Source organism: Dongia soli (assembly GCF_034044715.1).
GTDB lineage: Bacteria > Pseudomonadota > Alphaproteobacteria > Dongiales > Dongiaceae > Dongia_B > Dongia_B soli.
Genome location: NZ_JAXCLW010000005.1, coordinates 66,178 through 85,315, shown reverse-complemented (window position 1 = coordinate 85,315; position 19,138 = coordinate 66,178). Strand labels below are relative to the sequence as shown.

At 60.3% G+C, this 19,138-nt stretch carries 22 protein-coding genes and 1 pseudogene; 8 read left to right on the top strand and 15 right to left on the bottom strand.

Going from position 1 to position 19,138, the window contains the following annotated elements:
* Positions 1 to 178 precede the first annotated feature (178 nt).
* Positions 179 to 1,219, top strand: coding sequence for an isopenicillin N synthase family dioxygenase (locus SMD27_RS17160; protein WP_320509649.1), 1,041 nt, complete (start codon positions 179 to 181; stop codon positions 1,217 to 1,219).
* Between the two features lie 6 nt (positions 1,220 to 1,225).
* On the opposite strand, the gene SMD27_RS17155 is transcribed toward SMD27_RS17160, so the two are convergent.
* The 6 genes from SMD27_RS17155 to SMD27_RS17130 form a co-directional block, all read right to left on the bottom strand.
* Positions 1,226 to 2,509, bottom strand: coding sequence for an AI-2E family transporter (locus tag SMD27_RS17155; protein ID WP_320509648.1), 1,284 nt, complete (start codon positions 2,507 to 2,509; stop codon positions 1,226 to 1,228).
* Between the two features lie 149 nt (positions 2,510 to 2,658).
* On the bottom strand, positions 2,659 to 2,970 hold the full coding sequence (locus tag SMD27_RS17150) for a YMGG-like glycine zipper-containing protein (RefSeq protein WP_320509647.1): 312 nt from the start codon (positions 2,968 to 2,970) through the stop codon (positions 2,659 to 2,661).
* 23 nt (positions 2,971 to 2,993) lie between these two features.
* Positions 2,994 to 3,392: a Rap1a/Tai family immunity protein gene (locus tag SMD27_RS17145; protein ID WP_320509646.1), complete on the bottom strand. Its 399-nt coding sequence runs from the start codon at positions 3,390 to 3,392 to the stop codon at positions 2,994 to 2,996.
* Between the two features lie 357 nt (positions 3,393 to 3,749).
* A complete protein-coding gene (locus SMD27_RS17140; RefSeq protein WP_320509645.1) occupies positions 3,750 to 4,046 on the bottom strand; it encodes a YMGG-like glycine zipper-containing protein in 297 nt (98 codons plus the stop codon).
* Between the two features lie 66 nt (positions 4,047 to 4,112).
* Positions 4,113 to 4,508 carry a Rap1a/Tai family immunity protein gene (locus tag SMD27_RS17135; protein WP_320509644.1) on the bottom strand — a complete coding sequence of 132 codons (396 nt, stop codon included), beginning with the start codon at positions 4,506 to 4,508 and terminating at the stop codon, positions 4,113 to 4,115.
* A gap of 151 nt (positions 4,509 to 4,659) precedes the next feature.
* Entirely contained in the window at positions 4,660 to 5,622 is a 963-nt protein-coding gene (locus SMD27_RS17130; RefSeq protein ID WP_320509643.1) for a homocysteine S-methyltransferase family protein, read from the bottom strand.
* 220 nt (positions 5,623 to 5,842) lie between these two features.
* Here SMD27_RS17130 and SMD27_RS17125 point away from each other — a divergent pair, with 220 nt between their 5' ends.
* Positions 5,843 to 6,502 (top strand): TetR/AcrR family transcriptional regulator, encoded by a 660-nt coding sequence (locus SMD27_RS17125; RefSeq protein ID WP_320509642.1) that lies wholly within the window; start codon positions 5,843 to 5,845, stop codon positions 6,500 to 6,502.
* Between the two features lie 293 nt (positions 6,503 to 6,795).
* Entirely contained in the window at positions 6,796 to 7,299 is a 504-nt protein-coding gene (locus tag SMD27_RS17120; RefSeq protein ID WP_320509641.1) for a host attachment protein, read from the top strand.
* Here the strand turns inward: SMD27_RS17120 and SMD27_RS17115 are convergent.
* Both SMD27_RS17115 and SMD27_RS17110 read right to left on the bottom strand, forming a co-directional pair.
* Positions 7,289 to 7,438 carry a DUF3096 domain-containing protein gene (locus SMD27_RS17115; RefSeq protein WP_320509640.1) on the bottom strand — a complete coding sequence of 50 codons (150 nt, stop codon included), beginning with the start codon at positions 7,436 to 7,438 and terminating at the stop codon, positions 7,289 to 7,291. The genes SMD27_RS17120 and SMD27_RS17115 overlap by 11 nt on opposite strands.
* A 118-nt stretch (positions 7,439 to 7,556) precedes the next feature.
* Positions 7,557 to 8,270 carry a class I SAM-dependent methyltransferase gene (locus SMD27_RS17110; protein ID WP_320509639.1) on the bottom strand — a complete coding sequence of 238 codons (714 nt, stop codon included), beginning with the start codon at positions 8,268 to 8,270 and terminating at the stop codon, positions 7,557 to 7,559.
* A 391-nt stretch (positions 8,271 to 8,661) separates the two neighbouring features.
* Here SMD27_RS17110 and SMD27_RS17105 point away from each other — a divergent pair, with 391 nt between their 5' ends.
* The 3 genes from SMD27_RS17105 (at position 8,662) to SMD27_RS17095 (ending at position 10,918) form a co-directional block, all read left to right on the top strand.
* Positions 8,662 to 9,162 carry a PAS domain-containing protein gene (locus SMD27_RS17105; protein WP_320509638.1) on the top strand — a complete coding sequence of 167 codons (501 nt, stop codon included), beginning with the start codon at positions 8,662 to 8,664 and terminating at the stop codon, positions 9,160 to 9,162.
* Between the two features lie 129 nt (positions 9,163 to 9,291).
* Entirely contained in the window at positions 9,292 to 10,491 is a 1,200-nt protein-coding gene (locus SMD27_RS17100; RefSeq protein WP_320509637.1) for an adenylate/guanylate cyclase domain-containing protein, read from the top strand.
* Between the two features lie 139 nt (positions 10,492 to 10,630).
* Positions 10,631 to 10,918 carry a hypothetical protein gene (locus tag SMD27_RS17095; protein ID WP_320509636.1) on the top strand — a complete coding sequence of 96 codons (288 nt, stop codon included), beginning with the start codon at positions 10,631 to 10,633 and terminating at the stop codon, positions 10,916 to 10,918.
* A 19-nt stretch (positions 10,919 to 10,937) separates the two neighbouring features.
* Here the strand turns inward: SMD27_RS17095 and SMD27_RS17090 are convergent, their stop codons facing one another.
* Positions 10,938 to 11,639: a DUF4136 domain-containing protein gene (locus SMD27_RS17090; protein WP_320509635.1), complete on the bottom strand. Its 702-nt coding sequence runs from the start codon at positions 11,637 to 11,639 to the stop codon at positions 10,938 to 10,940.
* A 172-nt stretch (positions 11,640 to 11,811) separates the two neighbouring features.
* On the opposite strand from SMD27_RS17090, the gene SMD27_RS17085 reads away from it, so the two are divergent.
* Positions 11,812 to 12,369, top strand: coding sequence for a histidine phosphatase family protein (locus tag SMD27_RS17085; protein WP_320509634.1), 558 nt, complete (start codon positions 11,812 to 11,814; stop codon positions 12,367 to 12,369).
* A gap of 86 nt (positions 12,370 to 12,455) precedes the next feature.
* Here the strand turns inward: SMD27_RS17085 and SMD27_RS17080 are convergent.
* The 6 genes and pseudogenes from SMD27_RS17080 to SMD27_RS17055 form a co-directional block, all read right to left on the bottom strand.
* Positions 12,456 to 13,034 (bottom strand): annotated as a pseudogene (locus SMD27_RS17080) (alternative oxidase); the annotation flags it as partial.
* Positions 13,035 to 13,210: 176 nt separating this feature from the next.
* Complete coding sequence (locus SMD27_RS17075) at positions 13,211 to 13,699, bottom strand: group III truncated hemoglobin (RefSeq protein WP_320509633.1); 489 nt, start codon at positions 13,697 to 13,699, stop codon at positions 13,211 to 13,213.
* 137 nt (positions 13,700 to 13,836) lie between these two features.
* Positions 13,837 to 14,277 (bottom strand): RrF2 family transcriptional regulator, encoded by a 441-nt coding sequence (locus SMD27_RS17070; protein WP_320509632.1) that lies wholly within the window; start codon positions 14,275 to 14,277, stop codon positions 13,837 to 13,839.
* Between the two features lie 122 nt (positions 14,278 to 14,399).
* Positions 14,400 to 14,849, bottom strand: coding sequence for an allene oxide cyclase family protein (locus SMD27_RS17065; RefSeq protein ID WP_320509631.1), 450 nt, complete (start codon positions 14,847 to 14,849; stop codon positions 14,400 to 14,402).
* Between the two features lie 462 nt (positions 14,850 to 15,311).
* Positions 15,312 to 16,061 carry an acetoacetate decarboxylase gene (locus SMD27_RS17060; protein WP_320509630.1) on the bottom strand — a complete coding sequence of 250 codons (750 nt, stop codon included), beginning with the start codon at positions 16,059 to 16,061 and terminating at the stop codon, positions 15,312 to 15,314.
* 357 nt (positions 16,062 to 16,418) lie between these two features.
* Positions 16,419 to 17,615 (bottom strand): thiolase family protein, encoded by a 1,197-nt coding sequence (locus SMD27_RS17055; RefSeq protein WP_320509629.1) that lies wholly within the window; start codon positions 17,613 to 17,615, stop codon positions 16,419 to 16,421.
* Positions 17,616 to 17,965: 350 nt separating this feature from the next.
* On the opposite strand from SMD27_RS17055, the gene SMD27_RS17050 reads away from it, so the two are divergent.
* A complete protein-coding gene (locus SMD27_RS17050) occupies positions 17,966 to 18,949 on the top strand; it encodes a malate dehydrogenase (RefSeq protein ID WP_320509628.1) in 984 nt (327 codons plus the stop codon).
* Positions 18,950 to 19,138: the final 189 nt, after the last annotated feature.

Genomic DNA, 19,138 nt, shown 5'->3' with positions numbered 1-19,138 from the left:
CCTTGCGATGGCTGACCGCGACGGAATTGATCAAAATTTATGTCGTTGCGGAGCTATCTGGCAGGTATGGAGCACCAGCTATCGAATTATGTGAACCGGCGATGAGTTTATTGCCATTTGCAGTGGAGATCAGGCGTCTTAAGCTCGGCGCACCGATCCCCTCGCATGAGCCGCTCCGATGACCCGTCCGATGATGATACCCAGTATCGATATCGCCGCCCTCTTCGATCCGGCCGCATCGCTGGCGCGGGAGGCCGCCGACCGTGCCATCGCCGCTGCGGCTTCGGAGAGCGGCTTCATGCTGGTCACCGGCCTGGCGGCGCATATCCCCATCGCTCCGGCGCAGTTGCAGAAGCTGAAACGCGCCTTCGCTTTGACGGAGCAGCAGCGCCGCCCGTTATTGCGACAGAAATTCCGGCCCGAGAACCAGAATATCTATCGCGGCTGGTTTCCGCTGCAGAACGGCTTCGAGACATATAAGGAAGGCATCGATATGGGTCCGGATGTCGCCTATGGCGATGCCGTCATCGACAATACCGATCCCTTGCGCGAAGCGACACCCTTGCCGCCGGAAAGCGATCTGCCGGGCTGGCGTGCCGATGCCGGCGCTTATTATCGCGGCATGGAACAGGTCGGCGGCGTGTTGATGCGCGCCATTGCCCGCGGCCTCGGCCTCGACGACGGGATTTTCGATGCGGCTTTCAAAGGCGGCATCTCGACCTTCCGGCTGATCCGCTATCCTGTACGTAGCGACGCATCCTATGGCAATTTGCAGCGTGACCGCCTGACCGTCACGCATGATGGCCGCACCGGATATTTCCTCGGCACGCCGCATGTCGATTCCGGCTTTGTCACCCTGCTGGCACAGGACGGCGTCGAAGGCCTGCAGGCGCGCCACCGCGACGGTGGGTGGATCGATGTGCCGCCCACGGATAACAGCCTGGTGGTCAATTTCGGCAAGCTGCTGGAACGCTGGACCGGCGGCCGCATCAAGGCGACGGAACATCGCGTGATCGGCTGGGGCCAGGAACGATATTCCATTCCCTTCTTCTACGAGCCGCGCGTCGATGCGGTGATCAGCCCCCTGCCCTTAGCGGACATGCAAGCCTTCACGCCCTTCCTCTATGGCGATTATCTCTGGCAATCGACGACGAAATTCGTTGAATTCGCCGGGCTCGAACATCGCCGCCCACCGCGCGGCCTATCGGCAGCGCAATAGGTCCTTTCATCCGGAAAGGAAGTGCCCTAAAGCGGCAAGCGGCCGGATGCGGTCGCAGATGATTTTGGCGATGGCCAGCATCGGGATCGACAACACGGCGCCGACCACGCCCCACATCCAGAACCAGAAGACCAGCGTCATGATGACCAGGACAGGGTTCAACGTGAAGCGCCGGGCCAGGATCAGCGGCGTCACGATCTGGCCTTCGATCAGGTGAATCATCAGATAGCAGGCGGCCGGCAGGATCGCTTGCCACACCGTGTTGATGCCGAGCAGCCCGACCAGAAGGAAGAGGCCGACGCCGAAGAGCGGCCCGATGACCGGAATGTAATTCAACAGGAAGGCAACGGCGCCCCAGAGGATCGGATCGCCGGTGCCGAAGGTCCACATCATCAGCCCAGTCGCCGTGCCCACCAACGCGTTCATGATGGTGATTGTCATCAGATAAATCGAGATATCGCGCTCGATCTGCTGAGAGATATCCACGACCTGCCGCTTGTTGCTGAAACTCGGCAGGATTTCCACCAGTCGGCGCAGGAAGGTATCGCCGGAAATCAGCAGAAAGAACAGCATCAGGATCGTGGTGGCAAAGCCGGCGGCGAAGCTCCAGGTGCCCATGAAGATCTGATGCAACAAGGCGCCGCTTTCGGATGACATGGCAGAGGGTGCCGGAGCCGGCGGTGCGGGCGGTGGCACAGCGGCGGCACCGACGCTGAGATTTTCCGAAGACCCGGCGAGGGATGGCGAGACGACCGGCGAGGGGTCGGCCGGGCCTACCTGCGTTAGCTCTTCAGCACGGCGCAGGAAATTGCGCATCGCGCCGAGCGGCTCCCGCAGGTAACTCAACCGTTCTTCCAGCTTCGACACCGCTTGCGGCAAATGCTCCAGCCAAGCGGCGCCAGGGGTGGATAAGGCCGTCCCCACGCCTAGGATCGCGCCGAAGAAAACCGACAGCACCAGCAAGGCGGCGAGCGGGCGCGGCACATGCAGGCGCTCGAAGCCGCGCATTGCGGGTTGCAGCAGCAGCTTCAGCACGAAGGCCAGCACGATGGGCAGGATTACTTCCGCTGCCACATACATGGCCGCCAGCAATGCCAGAATGAGCAGGCCAAGCTGGACGATGAGGCGGAAATCCTCCGGGAAAGTTATCGTGGCGGGAGTGTCCGCAGCCGATGCCCCCCCGGCTGACGTTCCCTCTTCACCATTGCCAGGGCTGTTGCGGCGGGGCGAAACGGACTTTGGGGAGGAGGCCGGCTTTGCCGGGGCAGGCGACTTAGAAGGAACCGACATGAAGGCCTCTCAACGAACAGTATGCCTCCCCAAAGCACTAAATCGTCTGATCGTTCCCTTCCGGTCACAACAAAGCTTCGTGCGCGCAGGATCGCGCAGGATTGGGCGCCGTCAGCCACCCCGGCGCGGAGGCAACCTGTCATCAATCCTCAATTCGTCGTTTGCTGCTTCTGGCCGGCGGCGACGCCCCGTTGATAGGCAGAGTTCTCGCTCTTCTTGTGCTGGTCCCAGATATAGCCGCCGGCAGCGCCGGCCACACCGCCGAGCGCCGCGCCCAGGCCGGCATTGCCGGCAATGGCGCCGATCGCTGCACCGCCCGCCGCACCGCCAGCCGCGCCGGTCAAGGTGCGCTGCTGCGTATCGCTCATGCCGGTGCAGCCGCTGACGAGCAGTGTTGCGGACAACAGGGAGGCAGATAAAAGAGACCGCGGAGAGCCGGTCGGTATATGCATCCGTCTCATGGTCACCTCCATACATGCAGCCGTCACTGGCCGCAGGGATAGCGTGCCTGTAAATAACGAAATATGGTATCGACCGGCTTCTCCGGCAAGTATTGCTGATGGGTTTTGAGCCAGGCGACAAAGTCGGTGAGCGCGCTGCTGCGGGTCGGAGGCGGCGTCGGCAGGCAGACGTAGCGATAGCTCGCCGATTGCTCCGCCAGGGCGGCATAATATTGATAGGCGCCCACCGCAAAGCCATAGCAAAAGGCCGTCGCCGCCTGATAAGTGTCATCCTCCGGCGGTGTGGTGCAGAGGGCGACATAATCAGCGGTTGTCCGCACCTCGAACTGATCCGCAGTCGCTGCCTCGGCACTGTACCCGGCCGGCACAGCCGCCACCAGCAAGAACGCGATCACCGCCACCGCTACTCGGGGATAAGCCATCTCGCGCCTCCACTCGGTTGCGTGTTCAAGCTTGCTGATCGATCTGGTAACTGGCGTGGATGATACACTACTTTTTCGCGCGAGAAACGGCCGATCCGAAAATCCGGATGGGCCGTGGCGGTTGGAGCAGCAGCTCCTGCGGAAAGGTTATTTCGGTCGGCACATCACGCGCCAAGCTTCCCTCCCGGCCCCCCCGAGCGAGGCGAACTTTAGCTTCTCGGAGACGGGCGACTTTGACGGAACCGACGTGAGGCCTTCTCAACGAACAATACCTTCCCGAAAGTCGGAAACTGTCACATCGTTCCATGGCGAGGGCAACAAAGCTCCGTGCGCAAGGCCCGGGACGCGTTCCAGTCCTCAATCGGTGGTCTGCCCGCCGGCCGCCACACCGCGCTGAAAGGCGGCATCCTCGCTCTGTTTATGCTGATCCCAGACGAAGCCGCCGACACCGCCGGCCGCCGCACCGATGGCAGCACCCAGTGCCGCATTGCCAGCGATAGCGCCGATCAAGGCACCGCCGGCAGCACCTCCCATCGCGCCGGTCACGGTGCGCTGCTGCGTATCGCTCATGCCGGTGCAGCCCGTCACCGTCAAGCACGCGGAGAGGAGAATTGTAGCGACGCCCGCCTGGACGCGGCCTGTGCGCAACTGCATCTTTCTCATATCCCTCTCCCTCAATAACGACAGCGGCGCATTGACTAGAAGCATTGACCGGCATCACTAGCTGCAAGGATAACGCGTCTTCAAAAAGTGGAAGATGGAATCGACCGGCCTATCCTGCATATATTGCGGATTGCCTTTGACCCAGGTGACGAATTCCGTCAGCGCCGTCACTCTCGACGGCGGCGGATCGGGCAAACAGACATAGCGGTCTTGCGACGATACCTCGGCCACAGCGGCATAATATTGATAGGCACCCACGGCGAAGCCATGACAGAAAGCGATCGCCGCTTGGTAGGTATCGTCATTCGGCGATGTGGTGCAGACGGCGACGTAATCCGCCGTCGTGCGCACCTGGAACTGCTCTGCTGTCGCCGCTTGGGCGATCTTTCCGACCGGCGCAGCCGCCATCAGCAAGAACGCGGTCACCGCAATCGACACCTGACGATAGGCCATCTCGCGCCTCCACCACGTTGCGTCTTCAAGCTCGATGATCTGTCTGGGAACTGGCGTGAATGATACACGAGTTTTTCGCACAAGAAACCACCCATCCGGAGATCCAGATGGGCGGCCCTGAGACCTAAGCTTGCTTAACAGGGCGGTCCTTCTATCCTGCAGCCGACGCGCAGCAATGGCCGATCTGTTCAACATGGCGATGATCGGTGCCGCAGCAGCCGCCCAGCACGTTGATCCAGGGTGCGTGCCGGCGGATCGCCAGATATTCGCGGCCCAACTGAACCGGATCGCCGTCATCGAGATCGGTTGCTTCATCCAATTCGGCATGGCTACGCTTGGACGCATTGGCGCGGATGCCGCGCAGCCGCAGCAGCCAATCGCCGTCATTGGCCAGCATGGTCGTGAAATGCGTGGGATGGGCGCAATTGATGCAGAAATAGGCTGGGCTGCCGTCGGTCTCGTCATCCACCGTCTCGATGGCATCGCGCAGGCTCTGGCCGGTCGGCAGTTTGCCGTCGGTTTCCAGGGTGAAGGATATCGCCGAGGGAATGCCGGCAGAGGCCGCGGCGCGGGCGATGCCGATTGCCTCCTCGGCATTGGTCATGGTCATGGCGGATACCATATCCGCTTGCGAGGCGGCGAAGACCCGTATCTGTGCACTATGATACTCTTCGGCTTCGGTTGCCGTCATGATCTGGCCCGGGTCATATCCGTCACCGCGTGGGCCGAGACAGCCGCTGATGACGATGGGCTGCGCTTTTCCGCCATCTTTTGCCATCGCATGATCGCGCAAGGTACGCATCACATCGATCGCCTGCGCGTTAGCCGCATCCAACGCGGCCTGACTATAGCCAAGTTTCGCCGCCCAATCGGGATTGGCGCGCCAGGTCGGGCTTTCCAGAATGAAGCCGGTCCCATTGCTTTTGGCGATCGCCATATAGCGCGCATAATAGCTCTGCAGCCATGCCCGCCCCTCCTCGCTCTTCAGCAGATCGAAAAGGGCGAAATACGGTAGCTCCTTACCTTCGTGAAAAATATAGGTGGTCTCGCAACCACCATCGGTCAGGAACACATTGTCGGCCAATTGCGGTAGTCGATTACGATACAGGCTCATCTCGTGGATTCCATTCCCAAATGAAGATGCTAATGCATCACGTCCCCACAAATGAAACATGATGCAGTCAGAGCGCCGCGACTAGCCAATCAATGGTCCGGTTTGACGATTTTGAAAATTCTATGTGACGGACAGCACATTAGCGGGATGCATGAAGGTTGACTGCCAGCAAGCTGTCGCTTTCCTCCGTCGCCTGGCTGCACCTGTGGTACAGTTGTGCATGGCACGATCGGATCCTATCTCTGTCGCCGCGCCGGTTCCCCTTGCGGCCAGTAGACGCGGTAGCGCCCGCGAGCGCATCCTGACGCATGCGGAGGCAGCGGTCCTGGCCAAGGGTTTCGCCGCAACCTCGATCGATGAAATCATCGCCGCGGCCGGCATCACCAAGAGCGGCTTCTTCTATCATTTCAAGGATAAGAACGATCTCGCCAAGGCGCTCATCGAGCGCTACATCCGGCAGGACAAGGAGATACTCGACGACCTCTTTCGCCGCGCCAGGGAATTGCATGACGATCCGCTGCACGGTTTTCTCGTCGGCCTGAAACTATTCGCGGAAATGATGGCGAGCCTGCCGGTAGCGCATCCCGGCTGCCTGGCGGCGTCTTTCTGCTATCAGGACCAGCTTTCCAGCCGCGACATCCGCGATTTGAATGCCGCCGGCATGCAGGCCTGGCGCGATCGGTTTCGCCAGTATTTTCAGGATATCGCCGACAAGTATCCGCCCCGCGACGAGATCGATACCGATAAACTGGCCGATATGGCGGTAACTTTGGTTGAAGGCGGCTTGGTACTGGGCCGCGCCTTGCAAGATGGTTCCATCCTACCGCAGCAGATCCTGATATATCGCGACATTATCAGATCAATTTTCATGCCGAGCTGATCGCAGCGTCCCACCGTCTGTGAAAAAACGGTGACGTTCCCCCTTAATTAACCCGGAAATTAATTTTTTCATTGCGGTGGGCATCACCGCGACGATCATGATGGAACATTTCGGCCGCCACGAAATTACTGTCGTGGGGAAATGGTGGTGTCACCTGTGATTCTTCTCACTATAAGGCAGCTTTTTCCTTGGCATTTGGGCGCCGCCGCGCTCTTATGTTAGGGCTGCTTGTGCTGCATTTCTCCGTCTTGCGTTCGTGCTCCGCTATCGGAGCCCATTGGCAAAGGTGATGAATGACCGCGGCAGTACCAAAATCGAAGAGTTGGGTTCTCGTCGCCAGTCCGCGCTACGCGCAGATCTGGTCCTGTCTTGCTAATGGCAAGGTGAATGCGATCGGCATCATGCGGCCGCAAGAGCCGTATCAACGAGCGCCGGCTTCCGATCCCGCCTGCAGCACCACCGCGACCGCAATCTTGCGCAACTTCGTGCGCCAAATGGTGCAACGCCTGGAGGATGCAGCGCGATGCAATGACTTCCAGCGTCTTATCCTGATCGCGCCGCCGCAGATGCTCGATGTTCTGCATGACAATATCGACAACCGCCTCGGCCATCTGATCCAGACCGAACTTGCCAAGGATCTGACCAAGGGCAGCACGCTGGACATCACCGCCGAGATCCGGTCTCTGCTGCATGAACGCTTGCCAGGCTCGGCAGAACGCGAAGGCTCAGGGTGGTTCATGCAATCAGATCCCACGGGCAATTACGCGACCGCTGCCGTCTCCGGGCTCAGTGGATGAAATGCGGCCATAGGCCGGAGATGCCGACCAGGATGAGATAAAGCGCGACGATGATGTTGAGCAGCCGCGGCATGATCAGAATGAGAACGCCGGCAAGCAAGGCAATCAGCGGCTGAAGCATCACGACACTGATGGTCATATCGGACATCTCCGAAAACGGTTGAATGGGAAAAGGCTGGCAAAGGACCGGCCGCCCTTGCCGGCGGCCGGTCCTTGCTTTATCGCATGCAAGCGATGCGGGAAAGAAGTGAAATCGGTTATTCAGCCAGGATGAGCACGGAATACCCGCCCAGCAACCGGGCGACGAAACGTTCCGATACCGCCTTCTGCATCGCATATCGCACCGTATTCAGCACCTTGGTGCGCGCCTTGCGGTTCGGCAATTCGGCCGCGCCATTGGTGAGAAACCAGTCAATGATGCGATGATTGGTGAACTCAAGGGATTTCAGCGCCGTTTCCAGCGTGAAGAGATGAATATGGCCTGAACTGTCCCAGGCATTTTTGCCGCGCAAGATGCCGCTCGCATGTACGTCCAGCGGTACATGATAGATCTGATAGCGCCCCTTCTCATGGGTCTGGCGCAGGAAGCTGAAACAATCCTCGATATGTTCGAAGACGTCGATCGCCATGACGAGATCGTAATGCCGCTGATCGGCAAAGGCATCGCCAAGAATGAATTGACACCGGTCATTCTCGAACTGGCGGCTCATCTCATGAGCCTGAGGGCTGATCTCATAGCCGGTGAATTGCGCCGTTTCCGGCATGCGCGTCTGCATGGATGCGAGAATGCCGCCGGCGCCGCAGCCGATTTCGCAGACAGTGTTAACCTTCGCCTCAGGGTGACTGGCGAGAAGTTTCATGATCCAGCCGGCCTTCATTTGCGAATCCTGCAAATGCCAGGTGCCGCCGGTCAGATCCAGATAGGATCCATCGGCATAAGCACCGCGGTGGAAATCGGTTGCCTGCGACATGATTCTCCTCTCGCTGATTAATGCGCCTCACCCCATCCCGGCGGTTGATCCCCCCGAGGTTGATCCCCGGCATTCGTCCTGAGGATCATTTGCTTAGGCCGGGCTTCTCGATAGGCTGCATCAGCCCAACGCGCATGGCTCGCCCCGGCAGCGGTGTAACACCTCCATCTGCGGCTGCGTTCCCCCTCTTGCGCCCTGATCGACGAAAAAAATCGGGCAAAACCTCTATCTGTATCTCGCCTGCAACTAGGGATAAACTGATTGCGACAGAATCGGCGACGGCTGTGTACCGGAAGTTGAGCTCGACTTGGTGACTCGTCCGGCGAGACAGCAAAAGACCGACAGGAAAATAGAACTGGGTGGGGAATAATGCTTAGTCGTTGGGCTGATAATGCCATGCTGGCGTGAACTCGAACGCGTCGGCAGTCCGCTGTTGCGGAAGCTGCACGATTACTGGCAAAGCAAGCGGGCAGGAGGCGACATACCGGACCGGCGGGATATCGATCCGCTGGAGCTGAAAGAGCTGTTGCCCAATATTCTCATTTCTGAACCCGAATTTGACCCCTTTCGCATTCGCTATCGCCTGGTCGGAACGCGCGTCGTACGGGTTTCGGGAATCGATTTCACCGGCCGCTATCTCGATGAATTGCTGCGGCCGGAGGTCAAGGAAGACTGGTATGGCCATTACCAGCTCTGCTACCGCGAAAGGATACCGGTCTATGGCGAGGTCACTTCGCCCACGGTGGAGGGCGGCAGCTTCACTTATGAGTTCGGCCTCTTTCCGTTGACCAAGGGCGGCACGGAGGTGGCGCAGTTTCTGGCGCTGGAAGACTTCGGCAAGCTGGAGCCCTTTTCGAGCCAGCTTTACAACAATGTGAAATATTTCGAGTAGAACTGGCGTCATTATCGTAGAAAGTTTGATAGATTAACGCGCGCATCGAGCGCGCGAGCCAGCGCAATCAATCGACTCACTGGCGCGGTTCGGACAAATTGACGTCGGTCGGATGCAAGGGCTCGCCGGATGCTGGAAAACCTGATAGGCGCGGAAAGCGAAACCTGCAATGGCTTGGGACGCTGGCTGGCCCGCGAGGCGCTGGAACGCCGCGATCTGAAAACGCTGTTTTCCGCCTTTTGCAACGAATTGCGCCGGCGCGATCTGCCGCTCTGGCGCGGCCAGTTAGGGTTGGAGGTGCTGCATCCCGAACAGGTAGGCATCATGCTGGTCTGGAAGGACGACAACCTCACCGTCCGTGACGCCCAACGCAGCGAGGTCATGCAATCGCCGGATTACACGAACAGTCCGACGCGCATCGTCGATGAAACCAATGAAACTTTCCGCCGGCGCCTCGATCGGCCAAGCCCGGATATACCGCTGCTTGAAGATTTACGGCAGTCCGGTGCCACCGACTATGTGATGATCCCCCTGCCTTTCCTGGAAAAGCGTCGCACCGCTGTGGTTTCATTCGCCACGCAAATGCCGGACGGCTTCACCGAGCGACAGATCGACGATCTGAAGCTCGCCGCCCTGCTCTTCAGCCCCTATGCCGAACGCCATGTGCTACGCCGTCTCGCCGTCGACCTGCTCGACATCTATATCGGGCCGCGGAGCGGCGAGCGCATCACCGATGGCCAGATCGAGCTCGGCCAGGTTGAGCATATCCAGGCGGCGATCTGGCTGGCCGATATGCGCGGCTTCACCCGTTTTTCGGAGGAAGCTTCGATCGCCGATGTGATCCAGGGGCTGAACAGCTGGCTGAAACCGATGGTCGCGGTGATCGAAAACCATGGCGGCGAGGTCCTGAAATTCATCGGCGATGCGGTGCTGGCCATTTTTCCCATCATGGGTGATGAGAAGGGCATCCAGGATACCTGTGGCCGCGCCTTAAGCGCCGCCCGGGAATTCGGTACGACCGCTGTCCAGATCAACGAAGCCCGCCGGATGGAGGGATTGCCGCCGCTGGATTACGGCCTGGTCCTGCATGTCGGAGAAGTTGCCTATGGCAATATCGGCGCACCGACCCGCCTCGATTTCACGGTGATCGGTCCGGCCGTCAATCGCGCCGCTCGTCTGCAGGAACTGACCAAACAGCTCGGCCAGCGTTTGCTGGTCTCGGAAACCTTCGCCGATACCTGCTCGTGCAAATTGATGGATCTTGGCCATCATGTCCTGCGCGATATCGATGGCGAGCAGCGCATCTTCGCTGTCGACGAAACGGAATGAACACGCCGGATTGACAGTGAACACCGGGGAATGGCCGCGCTTTCCCGGAACTTTCCTTTCCAGATCGTGTTCCAGTACACGAATTCGGGCTTCGATATTGCCGGAGCCGGCATTCCGTATCACGGCTAGTGAGGCGAAGATGGTACAGCATGCCAAACGCAAGACCGGCCAAAGCAAGAGCCGCGCCGCGCGGCCGGAACTTGCAGGCAGCAAGAGCGACGAGACTTGGCATGCCGAGGCCGGCGAAGAGCTGGTCCAGGGCTATTCCGAGCGGGACCGGCAGGATTGCGTCATGACCGCCTCGATCGATTCTTTCCCCGCCAGCGATCCCCCCGGTTGGATTCCCAATGCCGCCTGTCCGCACAGTGAAGATGCCGCCGTCAATATAGAGACGGCGAAAGCCGGCCGGAAGAAGCACCGGGGCTGAGCCGCCTCAGGGCCCCAGGTCACAGCGCGCCCGTTAAACCGCCGCATTCGATGTCGCCGGCGCTTAGCCTGACCTGGCGAACGGCATTATTCGTGCCGGGCCAATCCTCAAACAGCGCCTCAACCAATTTATCGAAGACAGCCGGCAGCGAGGAGCACCGGCCGGTCGACACGACCTTGCCGAGATAGAGGGCATCGTGCCGCGAGAGATCGTGGGCATCCAGGATCATCAGCTGCAAATGTCGCAGATAGGTGGTCTCGGTGACGGTCCTCGGTTCATAACCGATGACGCCACGCTGCTCCGGCACATCGACGGTTCCCCGATATGGGACCGGCCCATTCGGCGTATTCACCGTGCCCGAATAATCCGCCGTGCCGCCACCCGAAATCGTGCCATAGATCGGCGCCATATAGCTGTAGCTGCTGGTCTTGCCGTCATCGATGCCATAGAGCACACCGGCGATAAGATCGGCCATATCGGCATCGCGCGTCACGACGAAGCCCTGCTTCGCCAGCCGGGCTTCCAAGACCGGCCGGTAGGCGATGAATTCCATGCTGTCCTGCTGATCCGCCGGGGCGACGACGATTATCGTCTTGCCCTGCAGGCCGGGCGGCAATTGCTGAAATGAGCTGACATTGGCGTGGAAGATCGAGGTGCAGCCGGCGAGGCTCAATGCCAGGCCGAGCAAGGCCAAAGCCGGCAGGATGATGCGTCTCAGCATTCCGCTTCCCCAGTTCCACTATATCTCTTAAAGGGAATTTAATACCAGAAATATAACTTTTGCGCGCATAAAAAATCAAGATGTCAGGCTTGACGGGAACGGGCGCGGCTTCGACTTCATATCTTCACCAAAGCCGCCTATATAACCGGTGCAAAATATCGACGAGAGAGTCATGCCCGATACCATCCACCTGATCCGCCACGGCCAATCGACCTTCAACGCGCATTACGAAGCGACCGGCGAAGATCCGATGCATTTCGATGCACGGTTAAGCGAGATCGGGCTTCAACAGGTGGCCGCGACGCGGGAGGCACTGGCAAGCCAGCATTTCGATCTGGTGATCGCCTCGCCCCTCACCCGCGCCATCCAGACAGCCACGGGTATTTTCGCTACGCGCGCCCCGATCATCGTCGATGCCTTGCATCGCGAATGGCTGAACAGCAGCTGCGATATCGGCCGCAGCATCCGCGATCTCGCCAGCGAATTCCCGACTCTGGATTTCGCCCATCTCAGCGATCCCTGGTGGCATGTCGATGGGCCGCTTTGCGAACACGGCTTCGCGCGCGAACCGGAACATGTCCTGCTCGACCGCGTCGCCAGCTTCAAGGAGATGATCGCCGCCCGCGCGGAAAAGCGCATCGCGGTGATCGGCCATGGCGATTTCTTCTATCGCCTGGTCGGCCGCCAGTTGAAGAACTGCGAAGTCGTGGAATGGGCGATCACGCGCTAAGCCCCCCATAGCAAGGCAGGCAAAGAAAAAGGCGGCAGAAGCGATATCGCTTCTGCCGCCTTTCTTCTCAAACCGCTAGATCAGTCTCAAGCCGCCTCGCGGTCCGGCGCAACCGGGGCTGCCGGCGAGATATCGCCGTTCAGCTCATTGGCAAAGCCGTGATTGACATCGCGGTGACCGGCTTCATCGGCCCGTACGGCGATCACCACATCGCGCAAGGTGGCATTTTCCGGCAGGTGCCAATAGGTCTTGGCGATCTGGGGCGCCGGGACATTTTCATGCCGCCCTGCGTCGATCTCCGCCAGATATTGCGTATAGCTGATCACCGCCTCTTCCTCGAAATAGCCGACCACGCGATGCGCGGTTTTTGGCGAGATCAGGTAGAGCAGGAAGAAGACGTTATAGAAGCCGCCCTGGACCAGCAGGATGAGCGTGCGTTCCAGCCAATTCGGCTTGGCGATTTCGATGAAAGTCATCAGATGCATGCGCTCATTCTCGGCCTCATCCAGCAAGGTTCGGATCCAGCCTTTGTCGTCGCAGATGCGGCGCAGGCATTTCAGATGGGTCAGCGTCGCCCCCACCATGCCGGGCACGGCGGCGACGGTTTCCAGCACGATCGCCCGGTGGCCATAGCGCTTGGCGAAGAAGGTATCGGCGCAGAAGCGCGCACTTTGACGAAAGCGAAAGCCACGCGATCACCCAGCCCCATCGGCTTATGATGAACGGCCAGATCGACCAGTTTCGAAGCAGTCATGATGCCCCCTCTTCTCCACACGCCGTTGCCCCCAACATGGCGTTTGCCGACCGGCGCTGCCGGCAAGGCCGGGTTGGTTCCCCAGGCTCAATCCGACTTTGCCGCCGCCGGGCGATAGCGATCGCCCTTGCCCAGCAGGACGCCGTTCATGCCGGCAATGCCAAGTTCCAGGCTTTCCGCGATGCGTCGCGCGCGTTCCATGAAATGCGTGACGGCGGCGGGCGGGCAGACTTCCTTGGCTGCCGCCTCGAACAGGTTCAGCCAGCGGTCGAAATGATCGGCATGGATGGGAAGAGGCATGTGCTTTTGCATCGGCTGGCCGTGATAGCGGCCGCTCATCAGGGCGACCGATGACCAGAACTCGCACATGCGCGCCAGATGCGGTTCCCAATCGGAAATCCGCGCGGCGAAGACCGGCCCCAGCAGATCGTCGGCACGGACGGCGTCGTAAAACCGGTGGACCAGGCGCTTGATCATCGTCTCATCAATCCCGGTTTCCGCCTGGATCGCCGCGGTGATCTGCGCCCGCTTTTCGGGGCGTTCCGCCAATTGCCCGGATCGTATCGGCAAAGTCATCGCCGGCCTGCTTTGTCATTGATTTAAAGAGGTATCGTTAGTACCTATTTTGGGAGCAAAACCGGCGGAGACAACAGGTTTTTTGCACCTGGGGCATTCTGCCCGACAGAAACCTGAATGACTGGAGCCGCCGCCGGTTAACCGGCGAGAAGCATCTTCATGCGTCGCATCGACCCCGGATTGGCCACGAGATCGGCCAGGGAATAGCGGTCCAAGGCGGCCAGGAAAGCCAATGTGGCCTCTTCCAGGGGTCCGCGCAGGCCGCAGACCGGCGCAACGACGCAGGTATTCGACTTGCGGTCGAAGCATTCGACCAGATTGAACCCGTCCTCGGTCGCCCGCACCACATCGCCAAGGATGATCTCCCCGCCCGGCTTGCCGAGGCGCAATCCCCCACCCCGCCCGCGCAGGCTGTCGACGAAACCGGCGCTCGCCAGGGTCTGCGTCACCTTCATCAGGTGGTTGCGCGAGATGCGATAGCGCGAGGCAATCTCCTCGATCGTATGCAGCTCATCCGGCTCCAAAGCGAGCAGCATCAACAGGCGCAGGGCGTAATCGGTATGCAAGGTCAGGCGCAAGGTGCTCGTCCGATCGACTATGGCATAAGATGCATTCAGTCCACCTGTTATAGACCGACCGGCTTAATCGTCAAGGCTGTGCCCCTCTGCAAGGCCGGAACAAGACGCCCTCGTTTTTCACCTTACCGCAGGCTGTATTTGAAATCGTATTCGCTGCCCTTGTCGTCGCGGGCATGCAAGCCCATCTGGCCGCGCACGAGCGTATAGGAGCCGGTGCCGCCGGTTACCGCCAGCACGGAATCGCCCGCGTCATAGAACGGGCCCTGCACCGTGATCTGTCCCTTCGGCAGGCTGATTGTCCAGAAGCATTCCCAGGCCTTGCCGGCCACGGTGCGGATGCACCAGCCGTTATCGGTGCCGATCTTCTTTCCGTTCTGTTCGTCGTAAATATCATTGGCGAAGGTCAGCAGATCGCCCGCACTGTCGCCCTTCGCGCCAAGATCGGTGACGGCATCCGTCGTCGCACGTTCCACCACAACAATCGTCATTTCCGCCCGCGCGGTTGCGGTGGTGAGGAACCCTATCGCGAGTGCCGCGCCGAGACCTGCGAGACCAGCAAGAAGCTTTGTCATCTGATCCTCCTCCGTTCCTTGTCGATTGAATGCGCAACACGCCTCATCGAAGCGGGCAGCGAATATGCTAGGCCTGCAACGATCGGCGCTGCCAATCACGTATCCGTTCGGCCCGCTTGATGGCGTTTTTGCCTGCCGCCCCAGTCCGCGAGCTTTCCTTGCCATCGGTCGAAGGAATGCTCGCTTACCCTAGAGCGCAAGTAGAGATTACTGGAGCCAAGCGAGAACGACGATTCAGGAAGCATCGATCATGACACAACAACGGCAGATGAAGCGTGGCCTTCATGTATCCAGGCGGGCATCATGTCGCCGCTTGGCGGCATCCCGATGTATCGACGCAGGCAACGACCGATTTTTCCGATCGGTCGAAGTTCGCCCACCGGAAGCCTGGTTGTCGGTTGGTCTCGCGGCCGGTGGCTCAGTCAAATAAAGGCTGACGCAATAGTGCGCCAGTCGCCTCCATCAGCCTTCCTTTTTGTAATCATAGGCGACCCGGCCATAGGGCAAGATCAGATCGGCGATGAAGTGATGCGCGCCGAGCACACGCCGGACCGGTAGATCCGCCACCGGCGCATTGACATGGGGCACGAGATGCAACCGCGCCGGGCCCCTCCAGGAACCCTTCACGACGATATCGGTCAGGTTATAGGAAACCAGCTGGCAGATCTCGGGCTCGCCATCGACCCCGGGGATCAGCTTCAGATTGACCTGCGTCTTTGACAAGGCGGCCATGGTGCGCTCGCCGTTGCCGGCCATGCTCTCATGCTTATAGCCCATCGTACCCATGGCGACCTGCTGCCCGGCATATTCCAAGGTCCCGGTCAGCGTATCCTTCACGATCTCCAGCTTCGGATGGGCGTATTTCTTCGGAAAGCCCCAGATCTCGCGGCCGGCCACGGTCGGCGGATCGTCATCGAGATACATCTGCGAAACGAAATTCACCTCCTCGCTGCCCAGCCGACAGGGAATGACCAGGCCGCATTCGCTATAAGCGCCAAAACCCGTGCTGTCCGGCATGGAGATCCATTCGTAATTTACCAGCGGCTGCGCCAGAGGCTGCAAAGGCTCCGGCAATTGCTGGGCAATCAAGGCCGGATCTGTCTCGTAGGTGATGACCATGTATTCCCGATCGTAAAAACGATAGGGACCGGCGGGGTAACTGGGGCCGGCTGCCGGCATCGAGGGGAGAGCGAGAACCTCTTCCTTGCGCATGATCATTGTCTCCTGGGGTATGACGGCGATGAAACGATGTCGGTGGAATGCAGGCAATTAATGAAGATGAAGTAACGACAGCTCCAAGGTCGCTGAGCGGTCGCTCATTAGAAGCAAGAAGGGCGATGGAATTGTGACAACGGGTGATGCTGCTTGGTAAATATGTCGATATCCTGACGCTTCCCGACCGACACCAATACGCAACATTCAACCGCGTATGCTATGGCCTTCCGCCGCGCTGGACCCTCGCATCAAGTCCGAGGGTGACAAGCTGGTTTGGCGCGAGCGGCGTCCGATGGCCATTGCAATGGAGACGAGCCAGCGGTGCCGCCGGTCATCGCCTGACGATGATCGGACTTACACCCGTTCAATCGCGATTGCCGTCGCCTCGCCACCGCCGATGCAAAGCGCGGCGATGCCGCGCTTGCCGCCGTGACGTTGCAGCGCATGCAGCAAAGTGACGATAATCCGCGCCCCGGTGGCGCCGATCGGATGGCCGAGGGCGCAGGCGCCGCCATGCACATTGACCTTTTCAGCCGGCAAGTCGAGATCGCGCATCGCCGCCATCACCACCACGGCGAAAGCCTCGTTGATCTCGAAGAAATCGACATCATCCACCGACCAGCCGGTCTTTGCCATCAGCTTGCGGATTGCCGGGATCGGCGCGGTGGTGAACCAGGCGGGATCCTGGCTATGGGTGGCATGGCCCTTGATCTCGGCCAGGATCGGGAGACCCTCGCGTTCCGCCACCGAGCGGCGGGTGAGCAGCAAAGCCGCCGCGCCATCGGCATTGGCCGAGGAACTGGCGGCGGTGACGGTGCCGTTCACGGAAAAAGCAGGTTTCAGGTGTGGGATCTTTTCCGGCGAGACTTTCAGCGGATTCTCGTCGCGCGCGACACTGACCGCGCCACCTTTCGCCGGCACCTCGATGGCGGCGATCTCCGCTTCGAAGGCGCCGCTTTCGATCGCCTGGCGGGCACGGGTCAGACTGCGGATGGCATATTCGTCCTGATCGGCGCGGGTGAATTGATAGGCCTCCGCCGTTGCCTCGCCGAAACTGCCCATCGGCCGGCCGCCTTCATAAGCATCTTCCAGCCCGTCCAGCATGAGGTGATCGAACAGCCGGTCATGGCCGATGCGATAGCCGCCACGCGCCTTCGCCATCAGATAGGGCGCATTGGTCATGCTCTCCATGCCGCCGGAAATGACGATCTCGGCCGAGCCGGCGAGGATCAGGTCGTGGGCCAGCATGGTTGCCTTCATGCCGGACCCGCAGACCTTGTTCACCGTGGTGGCGCCGGTCGCATCAGGCAAGCCGGCGCTGCGCATCGCCTGGCGCGCGGGGGCCTGGCCTTGACCGGCGGGCAGCACGCAACCCATCAGCACCTCATCCACCCGGTCCGGCGCCAGTTTCGCCCGGTCGAGCGCCTGGCGGATCACATGGGCGCCGAGCTGCGGCGCCGTCACGCCGGACAATTCGCCCTGGAACCGGCCGAGGGGTGTCCGCAGAGCGGCGGCAATGACGACAGGATCTGTTGAAGTTGGAGCGGGCATGATGGCTCTCCTAGGCAGCGCCGGATGATAGCAGGTCTGATGGCGATGGCCGTTATCCTGATATATATATGATGACCATCATATAATCTGCCAAGAGGAAGACAAGCGAGTCGAGCGCGCTGCCTGCTCCGGCCTTATGAAAGGAAACCGCGTAAGTTATGCGCGTATCGCTAACGAATGCTTGAAGTATGGCTGCTGGCGATTGCAGCCTCGACAAGGCTTGCCGCAATGCTTGCCACTGTCACGAAGACGGTTATAGAGTGCCCCACGCCGGTACAGTCTGCCGCATCTTTTCGGTGCCGCGCGGCCGGCTTTGACTCGACCGCCTTATTCAGAAAGGGATCTCATACATGTCGAAACCCGCTGTTCGCGTGGCAGTGACCGGTGCTGCCGGTCAGATCTGCTATTCGCTGCTGTTCCGCATCGCCAATGGCGATCTGTTCGGCAAGGACCAGCCGGTCATCCTGCAGCTTCTCGACCTGCCGCAGGCCCAGAAGGCGGTCAATGGCGTGGTCATGGAATTGGAAGATTGCGCGTTCCCGTTGCTCAGCGGCGTGGTCGTGACCGACGATCCGAAGACTGCCTTCCGCGATATCGATGCCGCCCTGCTGGTTGGCGCCCGCCCGCGCTCCCAGGGCATGGAGCGCCGCGACCTGCTCTCCGCCAATGCCGAGATCTTCAAGGTGCAGGGCCGCGCGCTCAATGAAGCCGCCAAGCGCGATGTGAAGGTGCTGGTGGTCGGCAACCCGGCCAATACCAATGCCTATATCACCATGAAGAGCGCGCCGGACCTGCCGGCCGGCAATATCACCGCCATGCTGCGGCTCGATCACAACCGCGCTGTCTCGCAACTCGCGGCGAAAGCCGGTGTCGGCCCGGCCGAAATCGAGAAGATCGCCGTCTGGGGCAATCACTCCCCCACCATGTATGCCGATTACCGTTTCGCGACCGCCAAGGGCCAGCCGCTGCCGAAGTTGATCAATGACGAAACCTGGTACCGTGAGACGCTGATCCCGACCGTCGGCAAGCGCGGCGGTGCGATCATCGAAGCGCGCGGCGCCTCCTCCGCCGCCTCGGCCGCCAATGCCGCGATCGATCATATGCGCGACTGGGTCCAGGGCAGCAATGGCCGCTGGGTTTCCATGGGCGTTCCCTCCGACGGTTCCTATGGCATTCCCGAAGGCATCATCTTCGGCGTCCCGGTGATCTGCAGCGGCGGCAAGTATGAGCGCGTGAAGGGCCTGGAGATCGATGAGTTCTCCCGCAAGATGATGGACAAGACCCTCGCCGAGCTGATCGAAGAGCGCGACGCTATTGCCGATCTGCTGAAGTAAGCGGTTGGTCTCGATTGAGATGAAGGCGGTGGTGCCACGGCACCGCCGCCTTTTTCTTTGCTCTCGCCAGCGACGAGAGATGCGGATCCGCACCATGCCGACCTCGTCGCGTCCAGTCACGCCGGCATCCTTCCTTCTTGCGCTAGATCGCGCTCAATTGTTCCACCCGCAACGAGAGCGTCATAGCGC

Bases quoted from the DNA above. Each gene is read 5' to 3' on its own strand.
- SMD27_RS17115 (WP_320509640.1), bottom strand. From the start codon at position 7,438: ATGACCATCAGTGTCGTGATGCTTCAGCCGCTGATTGCCTTGCTTGCC.
- SMD27_RS17105 (WP_320509638.1), top strand. From the start codon at position 8,662: ATGCCATGCTGGCGTGAACTCGAACGCGTCGGCAGTCCGCTGTTGCGG.
- SMD27_RS17110 (WP_320509639.1), bottom strand. From the start codon at position 8,270: ATGTCGCAGGCAACCGATTTCCACCGCGGTGCTTATGCCGATGGATCC.
- SMD27_RS17100 (WP_320509637.1), top strand. From the start codon at position 9,292: ATGCTGGAAAACCTGATAGGCGCGGAAAGCGAAACCTGCAATGGCTTG.
- SMD27_RS17130 (WP_320509643.1), bottom strand. From the start codon at position 5,622: ATGAGCCTGTATCGTAATCGACTACCGCAATTGGCCGACAATGTGTTC.
- SMD27_RS17055 (WP_320509629.1), bottom strand. From the start codon at position 17,615: ATGCCCGCTCCAACTTCAACAGATCCTGTCGTCATTGCCGCCGCTCTG.
- SMD27_RS17120 (WP_320509641.1), top strand. From the start codon at position 6,796: ATGACCGCGGCAGTACCAAAATCGAAGAGTTGGGTTCTCGTCGCCAGT.
- SMD27_RS17075 (WP_320509633.1), bottom strand. From the start codon at position 13,699: ATGACTTTGCCGATACGATCCGGGCAATTGGCGGAACGCCCCGAAAAG.
- SMD27_RS17140 (WP_320509645.1), bottom strand. From the start codon at position 4,046: ATGCAGTTGCGCACAGGCCGCGTCCAGGCGGGCGTCGCTACAATTCTC.
- SMD27_RS17125 (WP_320509642.1), top strand. From the start codon at position 5,843: ATGGCACGATCGGATCCTATCTCTGTCGCCGCGCCGGTTCCCCTTGCG.
- SMD27_RS17160 (WP_320509649.1), top strand. From the start codon at position 179: ATGACCCGTCCGATGATGATACCCAGTATCGATATCGCCGCCCTCTTC.
- SMD27_RS17060 (WP_320509630.1), bottom strand. From the start codon at position 16,061: ATGCGCAAGGAAGAGGTTCTCGCTCTCCCCTCGATGCCGGCAGCCGGC.
- SMD27_RS17065 (WP_320509631.1), bottom strand. From the start codon at position 14,849: ATGACAAAGCTTCTTGCTGGTCTCGCAGGTCTCGGCGCGGCACTCGCG.
- SMD27_RS17090 (WP_320509635.1), bottom strand. From the start codon at position 11,639: ATGCTGAGACGCATCATCCTGCCGGCTTTGGCCTTGCTCGGCCTGGCA.
- SMD27_RS17135 (WP_320509644.1), bottom strand. From the start codon at position 4,508: ATGGCCTATCGTCAGGTGTCGATTGCGGTGACCGCGTTCTTGCTGATG.
- SMD27_RS17150 (WP_320509647.1), bottom strand. From the start codon at position 2,970: ATGAGACGGATGCATATACCGACCGGCTCTCCGCGGTCTCTTTTATCT.
- SMD27_RS17050 (WP_320509628.1), top strand. From the start codon at position 17,966: ATGTCGAAACCCGCTGTTCGCGTGGCAGTGACCGGTGCTGCCGGTCAG.
- SMD27_RS17155 (WP_320509648.1), bottom strand. From the start codon at position 2,509: ATGTCGGTTCCTTCTAAGTCGCCTGCCCCGGCAAAGCCGGCCTCCTCC.
- SMD27_RS17085 (WP_320509634.1), top strand. From the start codon at position 11,812: ATGCCCGATACCATCCACCTGATCCGCCACGGCCAATCGACCTTCAAC.
- SMD27_RS17145 (WP_320509646.1), bottom strand. From the start codon at position 3,392: ATGGCTTATCCCCGAGTAGCGGTGGCGGTGATCGCGTTCTTGCTGGTG.
- SMD27_RS17095 (WP_320509636.1), top strand. From the start codon at position 10,631: ATGGTACAGCATGCCAAACGCAAGACCGGCCAAAGCAAGAGCCGCGCC.